Origin of the sequence: Aurantiacibacter sp. MUD61, from assembly GCF_027912455.1 — a bacterium.
GTDB lineage: Bacteria > Pseudomonadota > Alphaproteobacteria > Sphingomonadales > Sphingomonadaceae > Alteraurantiacibacter.
Window position 1 is genome coordinate 2074543 of the sequence record NZ_CP115446.1, and the last position, 14982, is coordinate 2089524.

A 14982-nucleotide genomic window follows, 5' to 3' on the forward strand; every position below is an offset into this window, starting at 1 on the left:
ACCCCTGCGGGGCCGTGCATAGGTTTCTGTTAAGCATGACCGTTTAAGGCTTCGTAAACTTGGCGAGAGCGCATCGGGCGGATTATTCGTTTGATGCGCGCTGCCAGCGGGCCTAGTGGCCAGCGGCAATCATCGCGGCAGGGTTCTCATCGCATGCAACAATCGGACAAGGCCGGACTGGTCTTCGCACTGGCGGGCTTCGTCCTGCTGTCGATTGGCGACGCGATCGTGAAAAGCATTGCCGATGAATGGACGCCCACGGCGCTTGCCGCTTTCCGCTACTCGCTGGGCTTTGCCGCGCTGTCTGGTCTGCTGGCCTATAAGGAGGGCGGGGCACCGTTTCGCACCATTCCGAGGCCCGCCATCCAAGCGATGCGCGGACTGGGCGTGGGGATCGCGACGCTCGCCTTCTTCGGCAGCGTGTGGCTGATGCCACTGGCAGATGCCGTCGCGATCACGTTCACCCAGCCGATGATCACAGCGCTGTTGGCGAGCGTATTTCTGGGCGAACGCCTGCGCGCCTCCACCATCATCGCCACCATAGTGGCCTTCATCGGTGTGCTGATCATCCTGCGGCCCAATTTCGCGGAAATCGGATTTGCAGCGCTTTTGCCGGTGCTCTGCGCTTTTGGAATGGCGGTGCTGATGACGGCAAACCGGGCTGCACGGGGAGCAGGGAGTTCGCTCGCGGCGCAAGTCTATGTCGCGGGCGGAGCGGCTGTCGTGCTGGTGAGCGCAGCGGTGCTGGGCGAGGCGAGCGGATATGCTGCTGTCGATTTCTACTGGCCCGAATGGCACGTGATGGCCCGCGCAGCCTGCGTGGCGGTAACGGCAACATGCGCGCACTGGCTGATTTTCATGGGCACGCAGCGCGCCGGTGCCGCCACCATCGCGCCAATGACCTATGTGCAGATCCTCGTCGCGACGACGCTCGCATGGATTTTCTTCAACGAAGCACCGGACGCGATTGCAATGGGCGGCGCGGCGCTCATCATCGGGTCGGGATTGTGGCTCTGGTATTTGGGCAGGCGGCGGGACGCGGCTTCCAGCACGGTCAGTCGCGGCGTATCCAGGCGGTAAGCGTCCGATCATGCATTTCGACCGAAAGACGCTGTTCATAGTCACTGGCAAGCGCGGCTTCGACCAGCGCCGTTGCCTCTTCATTCTGGATGGTCATCGGGCGACTGGCGGTAACTATCGCGCCGGGACGGTTAGCCAGAATGCGTGCGACTTCCTCGCTCTGCGAAACCTCCACCGCATTTACCTCGAGAGCATTGTTCAAATGGTCGGGATAGACATAACGCGTGGGCACACAGCTATTCGTCATCCGGTAGAGCGCGGTCGGGCCATCCCAGAGCCACAGGCAATTGCTCTCGGCATCCACATGCGGAGCGATGACGCTGGCGAGCTGCTCAGCCGCGGCGCGTTCTTCCAGCGACGTCTGTCGCCGGTCGGGAATGGAAAGCAGCGCAAGAAAAGCCATGGCTAGCAGGATGCCGGGCACCGCGCGAAGCGGGCTCTGGCGATCCAGCATGGGAAGCGCGACCAGCGCGGCAGGCGCTGCCATCGCCGCGTAGTAATAGAGGTACACCGTCCCCGGAAGAAGGACGCTGGCAAGGCTCGACACTGCCCAGCCGCAAAAGAACAGCCAGTCGCGAAACGGATCGGGCGCGCGCATGCGGAATGCGCCATAAATACCGCCGACGACCAGCAGCGCGATAGGAAGGACACCCAGCGCGTGATCACCGCCCCAGCGGCCTTGCGGTGCAGGTGTGCGGTCGAAAAAGGACAGGAAGTTGGCGAACATGAATGCGTCGAAATCGCCAACAGCGGCATAGAATGCGGCGACCAGCAGCGTCGGCAAGAGCCCCATGAGTGCAAAACCCGCGCCAAGGCCGATCAGGCGAGGCAAGGCCGTGCCGCGCTTGTGCTCTACCCACAGCGCGTAAAGGCCGAAGAACAGGCACTGCGGCACCACGGTGTATTTGACCTGCAGCGCGATACCGCCGAGCAGCATGGCCATCATCGCGCGCCGCGTGAAATGCGGGTGATCGGCATCGATCAGCAGCGCCACCATGCCCAGCATCAGCGGCAGGAAGAAAACTTCGCTTTGCCCGGAATAGCTGGCGTAAGCGCACAGCAGCATGGTCGAAATGGCGGCGGCAAGCCATGCGGAGAGGCGACCGACAAGCCGGCGCGCTAGCATGTAGACCAGCGCGGCACCAGCAAAGGCGAACAGCGTGGCGACAATCTGATAGGCGAGGGGGCCGGGGCCGAACAGCGAATGCGCCACAGCGAAAATGGCAAACAGGCCAAAGGGCTTGCGATCCCACCAGTCGACGAACGGCAATTCGCCTTCGGTCATGCGCCAACCGATGAAGCTGTACAGCTGCTCATCGAAATCGGCGACCGGATCGCCAAACCAGATGCCGCGCGTCAGCAGCACCAGAGCGCCGAGCAGCACAAGCGCCAGCGCATCGCCGCGCAGCAACGCCGCAATATTGCCGGTCTTGCTTGCAGTTGTGCTGGCTGCCACCACCGTCATCGTGCAGAGTCTTTCATCGCATCCGCTTTGGCCAATCATGGTTAAGAAAGCTTTATGAAGCTCGGACCGTATCGGGGTTTCGATGCTGAAGCGGCTGTCGAAAGTCCGCTTAAATACCTGCGCAAAATGATTTCACGCGAAGGCGAGCGAAGGTAAGGTGTCAGTATTGTGCTCTCCAGACTACGACGTTCGATGATTGTCCTAGCTAGCGTAGCTTTCGCTCTTGCGGCTACGCTCATACTCTTCTCTGCCTGGGCAATCGCATCGCACTCCGGCCGGCCCGGAGACATTGCGCGCACGGCCCTTCATCTGGTGAAGGCACCACTCGCGCGGCAAATGGTCATCGGGGACAGCCGCGTGTTTCAGGCACCCGAGCCCGCAACTGCCCAATTCGTTGGCTATGGCGGCGCAACATTCGAAAGCGTCAGCCGAATCAGCCGCGTGCTGTGTGCAATCCATGATGGGCCGGTTACGATCGCGCTTGGCGTAAACGATGCAAACACAAGGCATATCGATATCGCGGCAAGCGAGGCGGCGATGGCGCAGCTTGTTGAAGACTGCGCGAGACCCGGCCTAACCTTGGCGAAAATTTGGCCTATCGAGGTGGATCGTCGCCCACATGGCAGTAAATTCGATGTAGAAGCGATCACCAGATTGAACGAAACCATGAGTGAACTGGCCCAAAGCAAGGCGCTTGATGTCTTGCCTGCGCCCAGACTTGAGACTGGCTTCACCGAGGACGGAATTCATTTCACGCCGCAAGTGTCCGCCTCCTTTGGGCGATGGTTGATCGGCGAACCGGCCGAGTGACTGGCACGAAAAAGGGCGCCGAATCCGGCGCCCTTTAATGTGTTGAAGCCGTAACGACTACGGCCCGACATTTTCTCCTGATGGATCAATCATCCATCAGCTGCTGCATCAGGTAGACGATCTGCATGGCGCGCAGGCGGGCGCGCTGTTCGTTGTCCACCCCGCCGGAGTGGCCACCGGTCATGTCCTCATAATAGAGATACTCATCGCCATTTGCTGCCATGCGCGCGGCAGCTTTGCGGCCGTGGCTCGGGTGGGTGCGGTCATCGGCGGTGGAGGTGACGTAGAAAACGCGCGGAAAATCCTCGCCTGAATTCAGTGCCTGATAGGGTGAATAGCCTTCAATCCACTCGCGCTGTTCGGGAATGCGCGGATCGCCATATTCGCCGATCCACGAAGCACCGCGACCGATATACTGATAACGGAGCATGTCGAAGAGCGGGATCTGGACGATAGCAGCATCGAACAGGTCGGGGCGCTGGGTGAAGGCTGTGCCCACCAGCAAGCCGCCCTGACTGCCGCCCTGGATGCCGAGGTGATCCGGGCTGGTGAAGCCGCGCTCCACCAAGTCTTCGGCAACGGCGATGAAATCGTCCCATGTGCGCTGCTTGTTCTCGCGGATGGCGCTCTGATGCCATTCGGGGCCGAATTCGCCGCCGCCGCGCAGGTTTGCGAGCACATAGGCGCCGCCGCGCTCAACCCACATGCGACCGGTGGTGCCAAGGTAGCTCGGCACCTGCGAGATCTGGAAACCGCCATAACCGTAGAGCAGCGTCGGCGTGCTGCCACCATCTTCCATGCCTTCGGGCCGAACGATGAAGTAGGGGATCTGAGTGCCGTCAGCGCTCGTCGCCTCATACTGCTCGATCTGCATGCCCGTCGCATCGAAGCGCTCGGGCGATTCCTTCACCGGTTCTGGCGTTACGCCATCGGCAGCGTAGTAATAGGTTCCGGGCGACAGGAAGTCGGTCGAATAGAACATGATCTGATCGGTCTCGTTCGAAGCCGTCGAGACGCCCACACTGGCATTCTCCGGCAGGTCGATCCGCTCGGATACCCACTCGCCATCGACATAGTCGAATTTGAGGACCTGACCGCGCACATTGTCGAGTAGCGTCACGTAAAGCGAATTTGCTGTGGTGGATGCTCCGCGCTTAGTCTGCCGCTCCTGCGGGGACCAAACGAGCGTGCGATCCGTCGTGTTCGGATCAGCTTTGAAGGCTTCAAGGTCGACAGCGATGATCGAGTCAGCGGGAAAAACCTGTTCGCCATCGTTCCATTCGACATCGGTGGAGAAGAGCAGGTGGCCATCGACGATGCCATAGGGGTTGGCCTTCGCCGGAATTTCCAGCGCGACCCATTCACCATCGACTTCGAAGTAATAGGCGCGTTCGTGGAAGGAGATGCCGCGGTAGGCCATGCGGCCGTGCACCGTGCCGGATGCATCGCGCAGCAGGTAAGCGCCGGCCGACACGTCAGTCGCTTCGCCGCGGAAGATTTCGGGTGCTTCCTCGATCGATGTGCCGCGCGTCCAGAGGCGGGTGGTGAAAGGATAGAAGCTTTCGGTCAGCGTTCCGTCGCCGAAATCGCGACCGACCAGCAGGGTGTTCTCATCCACCCAGCTCGCGCCGCCCTGGCTTTCCGGAAGCTCGAAGCCGCCTTCGACGAAGCTAAGCGTTTCGAGGTCGAATTCGCGCATGATGCTGGCGTCTTGCCCGCCGTCCGACAGCGAGACGAGGCAGCGCGTTCCATCAGGCGGAAGGCAATTCATGCCCTGATAGACCCAGTCGCGCCCTTCGGCCTCGGCGAGAGCATCGACATCGAGGATCGTCTCCCAGGTCGGATTATCGGTCCGCCAGCTTTCCAGTGTGGTGCGGCGAACAATGCCCTTGGGATTATCGGCATCCTGCCAGAAATTGACCATGCCATAATGCGTGAAGCTGACGCCGGGGATGCGGTCATCGGCATTGTAGATGGCGAGGGCTTCTTCTCGCAGTTCTTCAAACCGTGGATCGGTTTGCAGCGCGGCGATGGTAAGCTCATTCTCATTTTCAACCCATGCCATGGCGCGGTCGCTGCGGGTTTCTTCCAGCCAGATGAAGGGATCGTTTTCGGCTTCGAATTCGGTATTCGCCACTGTGTCGGCATCCTGTGCGAGTGCTGGTCCGGACATTGTCATGCCGGCTGCCAGGGCAAGAGAAAGGGCGATGGCCCGTGTGGAAACGCTTTTCATGATTTTCTCCCGGGAGTCGGATTTATGACGCGGACTGTTTCACTCCGGCGCGCGACGATCAAGGCGTTTTATGGGCGGTACTGCCTGTTACGAGAGGACTGCGCGGAACATGCCGTTTGCAGATCGGTTGATTGGACAAACGGAGTAACACGTCATGCTGAAGAAAATAGCCATCGCCGCCGCTGGTCTTGGCGTCCTAGTCGCCGGAAGCGCGTTCGCTTATGATCGATATATGGAAAGCATCGAAGGCCCCGAATATACCGTGCTGCGCAGCGATGGTGACATCGAATTGCGCGAATATGCGCCGATCATCGTTGCCGAAGTGTGGAGCGAAGGGACGCGAGAGCAGGCAAACGGGCAGGGCTTTCGCCGCCTGGCCGCCTATATCTTCGCCGAGGATCGCGGCGGTGAGGAGATCGCGATGACCTCTCCGGTGATGCAGGATGCAGAGGAACGGGAAGAGATCGCGATGACATCGCCTGTCATGCAGGATGCGGGGGGCGAGGGCCGCTGGCGCACGCGTTTCGTAATGCCCGCCGAATACACGTTGGAGACGCTGCCACCCGCGCCGGATGATATCACGCTTACCGAAGTTCCGGCTCGCCGCATGGCGGTGGTGCAATTCTCCGGCAATGCGCGCAACGCCGACTTGGCTGAGCGCGAGGAGCAATTGCGCAATTGGATGGCAGAGAACGGCTTGGAGGCAGCACGGGGCGCCGAATATGCCTTCTACGATCCGCCTTCGGTGCCCGGCGTCATGCGCCGCAATGAAGTGATGATCCCGGTCGAATAAGTTCGGATCGTCAGGACACAAAAAAGGGCGCCGCAGAGGGCGCCCTTTTCGTATCAGATGCGAGAAGCGATTAGGCTTCGACGTGCTCGGCTAGAACCGTGAGGCCCTTTTCGCCGACTTCGGCAAAGCCGCCTTTGACCACGATGCTCTCAGGCTCGGCGCCCTCGGTCTTGTAGACCTGCACCGCGCCGTCCCGGATGGTCGACATGAAAGGTGCGTGGCCTTCCAGCACGCCAAACTCGCCTTCGCTGCCGGGCACGACCACCATGTGGACGTCTTCCGAACGGACGAGCTTGCTCGGCGTGACGAGTTCGAAGTGCAGTGCCATCGTCCTTAGGCGTCCTCAGCCATCTTCTTGGCCTTCTCGACAGCTTCGTCGATGCCGCCGACCATGTAGAAGGCAGCTTCCGGCAGGTGGTCGTACTCGCCTTCGACGACGGCCTTGAACGACTTCACCGTGTCTTCCAGCTGCACGAACTTGCCCGGGATGTTGGTGAAGACCTCGGCAACGTGGAACGGCTGCGAGAGGAACTTCTGGATCTTGCGGGCACGCGCCACGGTGAGCTTATCTTCTTCCGAAAGCTCATCCATGCCGAGAATGGCGATGATGTCCTGCAGGCTCTTGTACTTCTGCAGGATTTCCTGGACGCGGCGAGCGGTGTCGTAGTGCTCCTGGCCGACGACGCGCGGTTCGAGAACGCGGCTGGTCGAGTCCAGCGGGTCCACTGCCGGGTAGATGCCCAGCTCCGAAATGGCGCGGTTCAGCGTGGTCGTTGCGTCAAGGTGAGCAAACGAGGTTGCAGGCGCCGGGTCGGTCAAGTCGTCCGCAGGCACGTAAATAGCCTGCACCGAGGTGATCGAGCCCTTGGTGGTCGAGGTAATGCGTTCCTGCAAATTGCCCATGTCGGTCGACAGGGTTGGCTGGTAGCCCACAGCCGAAGGAATACGGCCAAGCAGCGCGGACACTTCCGAACCTGCCTGGGTGAAGCGGAAGATGTTGTCGACGAAGAACAGCACGTCCTGGCCTTCCTGGTCGCGGAAGTATTCGGCCATGGTCAGGCCGGAGAGAGCAACGCGGGCACGCGCGCCCGGAGGCTCGTTCATCTGGCCGAAGACGAGGGCAACCTTCGAGCCTTCGGAGATGGCGTTGCCATCGTCATCCTTGGCGATAACGCCGGCGTCGAGGAATTCGTGGTAGAGGTCGTTACCTTCACGGGTACGCTCACCCACACCGGCGAACACGGACACACCACCGTGACCCTTTGCGATGTTGTTGATGAGCTCCTGAATGAGCACCGTCTTGCCCACGCCGGCGCCGCCGAACAGGCCGATCTTACCGCCCTTTGCGTAAGGTGCGAGCAGGTCGATCACCTTGATGCCGGTCACCAGAATGTCGGCTTCGGTCGACTGGTCGACGAAGGCCGGTGCTTCTGCGTGGATCGGCGAGGTCATGTCGGCGCCGATGGGGCCGCGCTCGTCGATCGGCTCACCCACGACGTTCATGATGCGGCCGAGCGTCTTCGGGCCGACCGGAACGGAGATCTGTGCGCCGGTGTTGATCACCTCCTGACCACGCGTAAGGCCGTCCGTGCCGTCCATCGCGATGGTGCGCACGGTGTTCTCACCAAGGTGCTGCGCCACTTCGAGAACGAGCGTCTGGTCGCCATTCTTCGTTTCGAGCGCGGAAAGGATCGGCGGCAGTTCGCCTTCGAAAGCGACGTCGACGACGGCGCCGATGACCTGGGCAATCGTGCCGTTGGTCGTCTGGTTCAGTGCGGGTGCGGTGGCCATGTTGGTTTCCTGTGGCGTTCTAATGAGTTGAAAGTCTTGAAACTTATTGCGGGCAGACGGCGTCGCCCTCGGTGAGCATCCAGGCATCGCCTCCTTCGTTCACCGCGATGGTGGCGGCGTTGCGGAGGTATTCGTCATCGCCCAGGCCATATTCGCAAACGGCTTCATCCGCACCCATGGCGCGGCTGCAAACGGCGGTGTTCACCGGTTCTGCGCCCGGGCACTGCTCTGCCAGCAGACTGGCGAAGAGAGCCTGATCGGGTGCAGGCAGCTCAACAGTCTCTTCGACCGCAGGCGCAGCTTCAGAGGTGGGCTCGGGAGCGGGCTCTTCACCGCAAGCAGCGAGAGCGAGGATCGGGAGAAGGAGGGGGGCAATTTTCTTCATAATTTCCTCGGTTACCTTACAGCGCTTCCGCACCGGCAATAATTTCGATGAGTTCAGTGGTAATCGCGGCCTGGCGACTGCGGTTGTACTGGATGGTCAGCTTGTCGATGAGTTCGCCGGCGTTGCGCGTTGCGTTGTCCATTGCGGTCATCGATGCGCCCTGTTCGGAAGCTTCACGCTCCAGCAGGGCACCGAACAGCTGGGTCTTCACGTAGCGCGGCAGCAGCTCGGCGAGGATTTCTTCCTCATCGGGCTCATATTCGACGGCTGCGTCCGATTCCTCGGCGGTGTCGGGCGAGGGCACGGGCAGCAGCTGGACCGTTGTCGGGTCCTGCGCCAGCGCGCTCTTGAAGATCGGGTAGATGAGATGGGCGATATCGAATTCGCCTTTCTCGAAACGCGCAACCAGATCGTCTGCAATCGCTTCGGCTTCTTCGAAACCGATGTTGCGAACGCCCGAAGTGTCGAAGTGGTGGCCGATACGATCTTCGTAGGTACGCTTGATCGGCGCGCGGCCCTTCTTGCCGACGAGGTAGAAAGTCACGTCCTTGCCAGCAGCAATCAGCGCTTCGGCCTGTTTCTTGGCTTCCTTGACGATGTTCGAGTTGAGACCACCGCACAGGCCCTTGTCCGTGTTCACGACCACAAGCAGGTGCTTCTGGTCCGAACCCGTACCGCGCAGCAGCAGCGGGGCGCTGTCGCCGCTCACCTTGCTGGCGAGCGAGCCCATGACATCGGCGAGGCGATTGGCGTAGGGACGCGCAGCTTCCGCCGCCGCCTGCGCCTTGCGCAGCTTCGCCGCGGCGACCATCTGCTTCGCCTTGGTGATCTTCTGGGTCGATTTGACCGACCCGATCCGATCCTTGAGTTCCTTCAAAGAGGCCATGTTGGCTCCCTAACCGTCTCGTTCCTGACTTACGCGAACTGCTTGGCGAACGTGTCGAGCGCGCTCACCACGGCAGCCTTGGTGTCGTCTTCAAACTTGCCGGTGTCGCGGATCGTCTTGAGGACGTCTGCATGCTCGTTACGCATATAGCTGAGCATCGCGGATTCATACTCGGTTACGCGGTCAACGGCGACATCGTCGATATAGCCATTGGTACCAGCGAAGATCGAGACGACCTGCTCTTCCACCGGCATCGGCGAGAACTGCGGCTGCTTGAGCAGCTCGGTCAGACGCGCACCGCGGTTCAGCAGGCGCTGGGTCGAGGCGTCGAGGTCCGAACCGAACTGCGCGAAAGCAGCCATTTCACGGTACTGTGCGAGGTCCAGCTTGATCGAGCCGGCGACCTTCTTCATCGCCTTCGTCTGGGCGGCACCGCCCACGCGGCTAACCGACAGACCCACGTTAATGGCCGGGCGGATACCCTGGTAGAACAGGTCGGTTTCGAGGAAGATCTGGCCGTCGGTGATCGAAATCACGTTGGTCGGGATGTAGGCCGACACGTCGCCAGCCTGCGTTTCGATGATCGGCAGCGCGGTCAGCGAGCCGCCGCCTTCTGCCTTGTTCATCTTTGCCGCACGCTCAAGCAGGCGTGAGTGCAGGTAGAAAACGTCACCCGGATAGGCTTCGCGGCCCGGAGGACGACGCAGCAGCAGCGACATCTGGCGGTAAGCCACAGCCTGCTTCGACAGGTCGTCGTAAACGATCACGGCGTGCATGCCGTTGTCGCGGAAGAATTCACCCATGGCAGCGCCGGTGTAGGGGGCGAGATACTGCAGCGGAGCGGGCTCCGAAGCGGTAGCGGCTACGACGATGGAATATTCCATCGCGCCGTTTTCTTCGAGCTGCTTCACGATCTGCGCGACGGTGGAGCGCTTCTGGCCCACAGCGACGTAGATGCAGTAAAGCTTCTTGCCTTCATCATCGCCGGCATTGACGCCCTTCTGGTTGATGAAAGTGTCGATGGCGACGGCCGACTTACCGGTCTGACGGTCACCAATGATCAGCTCACGCTGGCCACGGCCAACCGGAACGAGGGCGTCGATGGCCTTGAGGCCCGACTGCACAGGCTCGCTCACCGATTCACGCGGGATGATGCCGGGAGCTTTTTGCTCGACGCGCGCCTTGGTAACGTCGGTCAGCGGACCCTTGCCGTCGATCGGGTTGCCGAGCGCATCGACCACGCGGCCGAGCAGGCCCTTGCCGACGGGAACGTCCACAATCGTGCCGGTCCGCTTGACGACGTCGCCTTCCTTGATGTCCTGGTCCGAACCGAAGATCACGACACCGACGTTGTCCGCTTCGAGGTTCAGCGCCATGCCTTCTACGCCATTGGCGAACTTGACCATTTCACCGGCCTGCACCTTGTCGAGGCCGTGGATACGGGCAATACCGTCACCGACGGAGAGAACGGAGCCGACTTCGCTGACTTCGGCTTCAGTACCGAAATTGGCGATCTGGTCCTTGATGACCTTGGAGATTTCTGCGGCGCGGATTTCCATTGCAATAAGCCTTCTTGGTGTGTGGCTACTCAGGCGCTCTTCATGGCCTGGGCGAGGGAGTTGAGACGGGTACGGATCGAGCTGTCGATGCGCTGAGATCCAATGGTGACGACGAGCCCGCCCAGAAGGTCAGGATCGACGCGTGATTTCAATTTCACGGTGCGGCCTTCGCGGGCGCGCAGCTTGCCTTCCAGCGTGGCGATCTGCTCGTCGGTCAGCGCGTGGGCGCTGGCGACTTCGGCCTGCACTTCGCCGCGTTGGGCAGCAGCGATGGTGGTGAAGGCGCGGATCATGCCGGGCAGCGCGGACACGCGGCGGTTTTCCGCAAGCACGCCGAGGAAGTGTCTCGTCAGCTCGGTCAGGCCGAGGTGATCGCCGAGACCCGCCATAACGCTACCGATCTGGTTGCGGCTGATTTCAGGGTTGGTGATCAGCGCACGCAGCTCTGCCGATTCGCTGAGAGCAGCGTCCAGCTTGTCGAGATCGGACTCGACGGCGGTCACCGTGCCAGCTTCACTGGCAAGATCGAAAAGGGCAGATGCATAACGCCCTGCCAGGCTGGCCTTGATACCGGCGGAAAGCTCCACGCGCGAATATCCTCTTGGGTCCGAGAAACGGTAAAATTCGAATGCCTTGGAATCGGATGCACGAAGCACCCTTCAAAGCTGGCGCGCGCCTAGCATCGGGTGGCAAGGGATGCAAGCCGCGTCCCCAAGACTTTCGCCTCTACCTTGGACCAAGGTCTATAAGGTGCGAAACAGCCAGTTGAATACGATAATGGACAATAGCGCGTAGCCAACCGCGATGAGCCACCACCTGCGCGCGAAAATCAGCATGATCATAACGAGCAGCGGCGGGAGTTCCGACCCCAGATAGGGAAGCAGCTCGCGCAGATTATTCGAACGCGTAAAGCCAACGAAAATCCAGTTTATCGCCAGCGGGCCGAGGACCAGCACGTAAAGCCCCCACATATATCGCCGGTTGTCCTGATAATATTGTGCGAGATCGAGGCCTTCTTCGGGGACATTGTCCGGCAGGGAGACAGCGGCGAGCAGGTTCAGCAACACCAGGACCCACATGATGGGAAGGAAACGCAGCAGCGAGATTTCACCTTCGAACCGCCCGCTGGCGATCATCCACCAGAAGGACATGATCGTCATCAGGACAAACAGCGCAAACAGCGGCTGCGCCCAATGCCATTTCACATTTCGGGAGCGCAGAAGCGTGTTGAGATGCTGCAATTCAAACGCAACAGCAATGCCGAGCACGATGGAAGCGAAGACGAGAGCTTGTTCCATTTAGACTCTACTCGCCGCTCTCGGTGTCCAGCGTGCAGCTATAGACCAGCCGTTCGTTCGGCATGTCGGGCAGGCTGGAAAGAATGGAGTTCTGCGATCCGCCAAGCTGGAGAGCAGCATCCTGCCCCGCGCCGCAGCTCGGGGCTTCATATTGCGCGCGGGCGGAGCGGGCGGTCGTCATCGGCGCGCGGGACAGCAAATATCGCTCCATCACGAATTCGCCTTCATCGGGATCAAAGCTGTTCACCGAAACGGCGGCTTCGCTGCCGGGCACGAACACGCGCGTCCACTGGCCATTGTCCAGTCCATACTGCGTCCGTCCATTGACGCAGCCATCTTCGCTCCAGTCGATGTTGAGGTCCTCCGTCGGATCGCCAACAAAGCGGCTGCGCGCCGCCTCGAGGACGCAAGTGTATGCGCCGGTACTGGACGCAATGGCGATGGGCCCCGAGCCAGAAGTGTCGGGCATCTCATCGCGCAAGGCCTGTTCCACCCGCTCGTCGATTTCGGAGAAGGCGGGGCGCGTGAGCCAGGCGATGGCAGCACCCACCACGGCAACCAGCGCAATTGCGCCGCCAATCGAGCGCATGCGATAATCCTGCCCGTGATGCGCGAAAGCCGCCAGCCCGCCGGCACCGGTGCCGATCAGCAGCAAAAGGAAAGTGAAAGCCAGCTTGTTGGAACGTTCGTCCATCACTTCATAGCTGACGTTCCGGCGAAGCTCTGCGGTGCGATCCTCAAGCGCGGCTGCGGCGGCGAGCGTCCGTTCTTCCTCTGCAGCGCGCTCGGCCAGTTCGCGTGCCCGCTCCTGCGCGTTCAGATCTTCCATGCTGCGACATTCGGCGGAATTGATCCGCGGCGTGACGCCATTGGCGCGCAGGAACGGCAGCAGTTCGCGGGTCGAGACGGCAAAGAAGAATTCCGCATCGGACCCTTCGCTTTCCGCGCCGAAGGAATTGACGCCCAACACGCGGCCGCATTCATCCACCAGCGGTCCGCCGCTGTTCCCCGCTGCGATGGGTGCTGTATGCAGCAAGGTATCGAAGTCGCGGCTTGGTCTGCGGCCTGACAGGAAGCCGGTGGCGGTCACCGGTGGCTGCGCGCGGAACATGTCGGAGAAGGAAAGGCCCTGCGCCCGGTCTACATTCAGCGGATAGCCGATGGCGGTCACCGGTCCGCTCTGCGCCGGATTACCGGCTATTGTCATCGGCGGCAGGCCAAGCGGTTCTGTCGTGGCGAGCAGGGCCAGATCATTGCGCGGGCTGATCGCCACGATACGCGCGTAGACGGCCTCATCGCCGTCGGCAGGCACGATACCGATATCCAGCCGATCGTCGCGCACCGCCTCTGCCACCACATGGGCATTGGTGACGATGCGTTCCTGATCCACGGCAAAGCCGGTGCCATGCGAGATCGGGAAGATTTCCGGCCCGTCATTGCCGATGATGACTACACGCACGACGCCTCGCGAGGCCGCGTCGATATCCGCAGGGTCGGCAACAGCCGGTGAGGGCAGCAACAGGCTGGTGAACAGCGCGCACGCGATCAGGATGAAAAACCGAACCATCGGCGCTATCTCTACTGCCCATTACATTGACCGCAAGCTTCGGGACGCGCAGCAATGTGAAAAGCGTAACATGGGCGCCATGACGACACACAGCCTCACCGATGATGATCGCTGGCAAATCGCGCTGGCCAAGGACCGCCGTTTCGACGGCGTCTTTGTTACCGGCGTGCATTCGACCGGCATCTATTGTCGCCCAAGTTGCCCGGCGCGAAAGCCGCTGCGCAAGAATGTGCGCTTCTATCCCGGCGCGGCTGAAGCAGAGGCAGCGGGCCTGCGCGCTTGCAAGCGCTGCTCGCCCAATATGCAGAGCGCAGAGGAAGCCTGCGTCCTTGCCGCAATCGCCGCAATCCGCGCGGACGGCGCGATGACGTTGGACCAGCTGGCCGATCTGACCGGCTATTCCCCCACCCATTTCCAGCGCCTTTTCACTCGCACCGTCGGGCTTTCGCCTGCCGCCTTCGCTCGCGCGCTGCGTGAAGAGCGGGTGCGGGAGGCCTTGGCAGAAGGCAACAGCGTCACCGATGCGCTCTATGCGGCAGGCTATTCATCCCCCTCACGCTTTTACGAAGAAACGAAAGACAGGCTCGGCATGACGGCAAGCGACTGGACAGATGGCGGCAAGGGCAGGGTGATCCATTGGAGCGTGGTGGAAACCTCGCTTGGCCAGATGCTTGTCGCGGCGACCGATGTGGGGGTGTGCTGCCTTTCCTTCGGCGAAGGCGAGGCTGAATTACGCGCGCGCTTCCCCAAAGCCGAACTGGTGCAGGGCGGGGAGGCATTCCGCGAATTGCTCGACCAGGTCGTCGCCGCTGTCGAACAGCCGGGGCAGGACAATTCCGCCATCCCGCTCGATGTCAAAGGCACCGCTTTCCAACAGCGCGTGTGGCAGGAGCTCCGCCGCATACCGGCAGGCGAAACGCGCAGCTACGGAGATCTCGCCGCAGCGCTTGGCAATCCTAACGCGAGCCGCGCAGTGGGCGGGGCAAATGGCGCGAACAATATTGCCGTGCTGATCCCGTGCCACCGCGTCGTGCAGTCCGATGGCTCTATCGGCGGATACGCTTACGGACCAGACATAAAAGCCGAACTGCTGAAACGCGAAGGACAATAGTGAC

The 14982-nt window shown here is 61.3% G+C and carries 14 protein-coding genes; 4 read left to right on the forward strand and 10 right to left on the reverse strand.

The window, feature by feature from the left end:
• Positions 1 to 153: 153 nt before the first annotated feature.
• The gene (locus tag O2N64_RS09930; RefSeq protein ID WP_271077451.1) at positions 154 to 1080 is read left to right on the forward strand and encodes a DMT family transporter; all 927 of its coding nucleotides are present in this window, start codon (positions 154 to 156) and stop codon (positions 1078 to 1080) included.
• Here the strand turns inward: O2N64_RS09930 and O2N64_RS09935 are convergent.
• Positions 1055 to 2545, reverse strand: coding sequence for an ArnT family glycosyltransferase (locus O2N64_RS09935; protein WP_271077452.1), 1491 nt, complete (start codon positions 2543 to 2545; stop codon positions 1055 to 1057). The two genes, O2N64_RS09930 and O2N64_RS09935, sit on opposite strands and share 26 nt — an antisense overlap.
• A gap of 312 nt (positions 2546 to 2857) precedes the next feature.
• Here O2N64_RS09935 and O2N64_RS09940 point away from each other — a divergent pair, with 312 nt between their 5' ends.
• Positions 2858 to 3355: an SGNH/GDSL hydrolase family protein gene (locus O2N64_RS09940; protein WP_271077453.1), complete on the forward strand. Its 498-nt coding sequence runs from the start codon at positions 2858 to 2860 to the stop codon at positions 3353 to 3355.
• 85 nt (positions 3356 to 3440) lie between these two features.
• Here the strand turns inward: O2N64_RS09940 and O2N64_RS09945 are convergent, their stop codons facing one another.
• A complete protein-coding gene (locus tag O2N64_RS09945) occupies positions 3441 to 5588 on the reverse strand; it encodes a prolyl oligopeptidase family serine peptidase (RefSeq protein ID WP_271077454.1) in 2148 nt (715 codons plus the stop codon).
• Between the two features lie 154 nt (positions 5589 to 5742).
• Here O2N64_RS09945 and O2N64_RS09950 point away from each other — a divergent pair, with 154 nt between their 5' ends.
• On the forward strand, positions 5743 to 6381 hold the full coding sequence (locus O2N64_RS09950) for an SOUL family heme-binding protein (RefSeq protein ID WP_271077455.1): 639 nt from the start codon (positions 5743 to 5745) through the stop codon (positions 6379 to 6381).
• 70 nt (positions 6382 to 6451) lie between these two features.
• On the opposite strand, the gene O2N64_RS09955 is transcribed toward O2N64_RS09950, so the two are convergent.
• The 8 genes from O2N64_RS09955 to O2N64_RS09990 form a co-directional block, all read right to left on the reverse strand.
• A complete protein-coding gene (locus tag O2N64_RS09955; RefSeq protein ID WP_271077456.1) occupies positions 6452 to 6709 on the reverse strand; it encodes an ATP synthase F1 subunit epsilon in 258 nt (85 codons plus the stop codon).
• A gap of 5 nt (positions 6710 to 6714) precedes the next feature.
• The gene (gene atpD / locus O2N64_RS09960) at positions 6715 to 8172 is read right to left on the reverse strand and encodes a F0F1 ATP synthase subunit beta (RefSeq protein ID WP_271077457.1); all 1458 of its coding nucleotides are present in this window, start codon (positions 8170 to 8172) and stop codon (positions 6715 to 6717) included.
• Positions 8173 to 8215: 43 nt separating this feature from the next.
• On the reverse strand, positions 8216 to 8557 hold the full coding sequence (locus tag O2N64_RS09965; protein WP_271077458.1) for a hypothetical protein: 342 nt from the start codon (positions 8555 to 8557) through the stop codon (positions 8216 to 8218).
• Positions 8558 to 8573: 16 nt separating this feature from the next.
• The gene (locus O2N64_RS09970; protein ID WP_271077459.1) at positions 8574 to 9443 is read right to left on the reverse strand and encodes a F0F1 ATP synthase subunit gamma; all 870 of its coding nucleotides are present in this window, start codon (positions 9441 to 9443) and stop codon (positions 8574 to 8576) included.
• A gap of 29 nt (positions 9444 to 9472) precedes the next feature.
• Positions 9473 to 11002, reverse strand: a complete 1530-nt coding sequence (gene atpA, locus O2N64_RS09975; RefSeq protein WP_271077460.1) for a F0F1 ATP synthase subunit alpha — start codon at positions 11000 to 11002, stop codon at positions 9473 to 9475.
• Between the two features lie 29 nt (positions 11003 to 11031).
• Positions 11032 to 11589: a F0F1 ATP synthase subunit delta gene (locus O2N64_RS09980; protein WP_271079639.1), complete on the reverse strand. Its 558-nt coding sequence runs from the start codon at positions 11587 to 11589 to the stop codon at positions 11032 to 11034.
• Between the two features lie 156 nt (positions 11590 to 11745).
• Complete coding sequence (locus O2N64_RS09985; RefSeq protein ID WP_271077461.1) at positions 11746 to 12300, reverse strand: hypothetical protein; 555 nt, start codon at positions 12298 to 12300, stop codon at positions 11746 to 11748.
• 7 nt (positions 12301 to 12307) lie between these two features.
• Positions 12308 to 13867, reverse strand: a complete 1560-nt coding sequence (locus O2N64_RS09990) for a S1C family serine protease (RefSeq protein WP_271077462.1) — start codon at positions 13865 to 13867, stop codon at positions 12308 to 12310.
• 79 nt (positions 13868 to 13946) lie between these two features.
• On the opposite strand from O2N64_RS09990, the gene ada reads away from it, so the two are divergent.
• Positions 13947 to 14978, forward strand: coding sequence for a bifunctional DNA-binding transcriptional regulator/O6-methylguanine-DNA methyltransferase Ada (gene ada, locus O2N64_RS09995; protein ID WP_271077463.1), 1032 nt, complete (start codon positions 13947 to 13949; stop codon positions 14976 to 14978).
• The last annotated feature ends 4 nt before the right edge of the window (positions 14979 to 14982 follow it).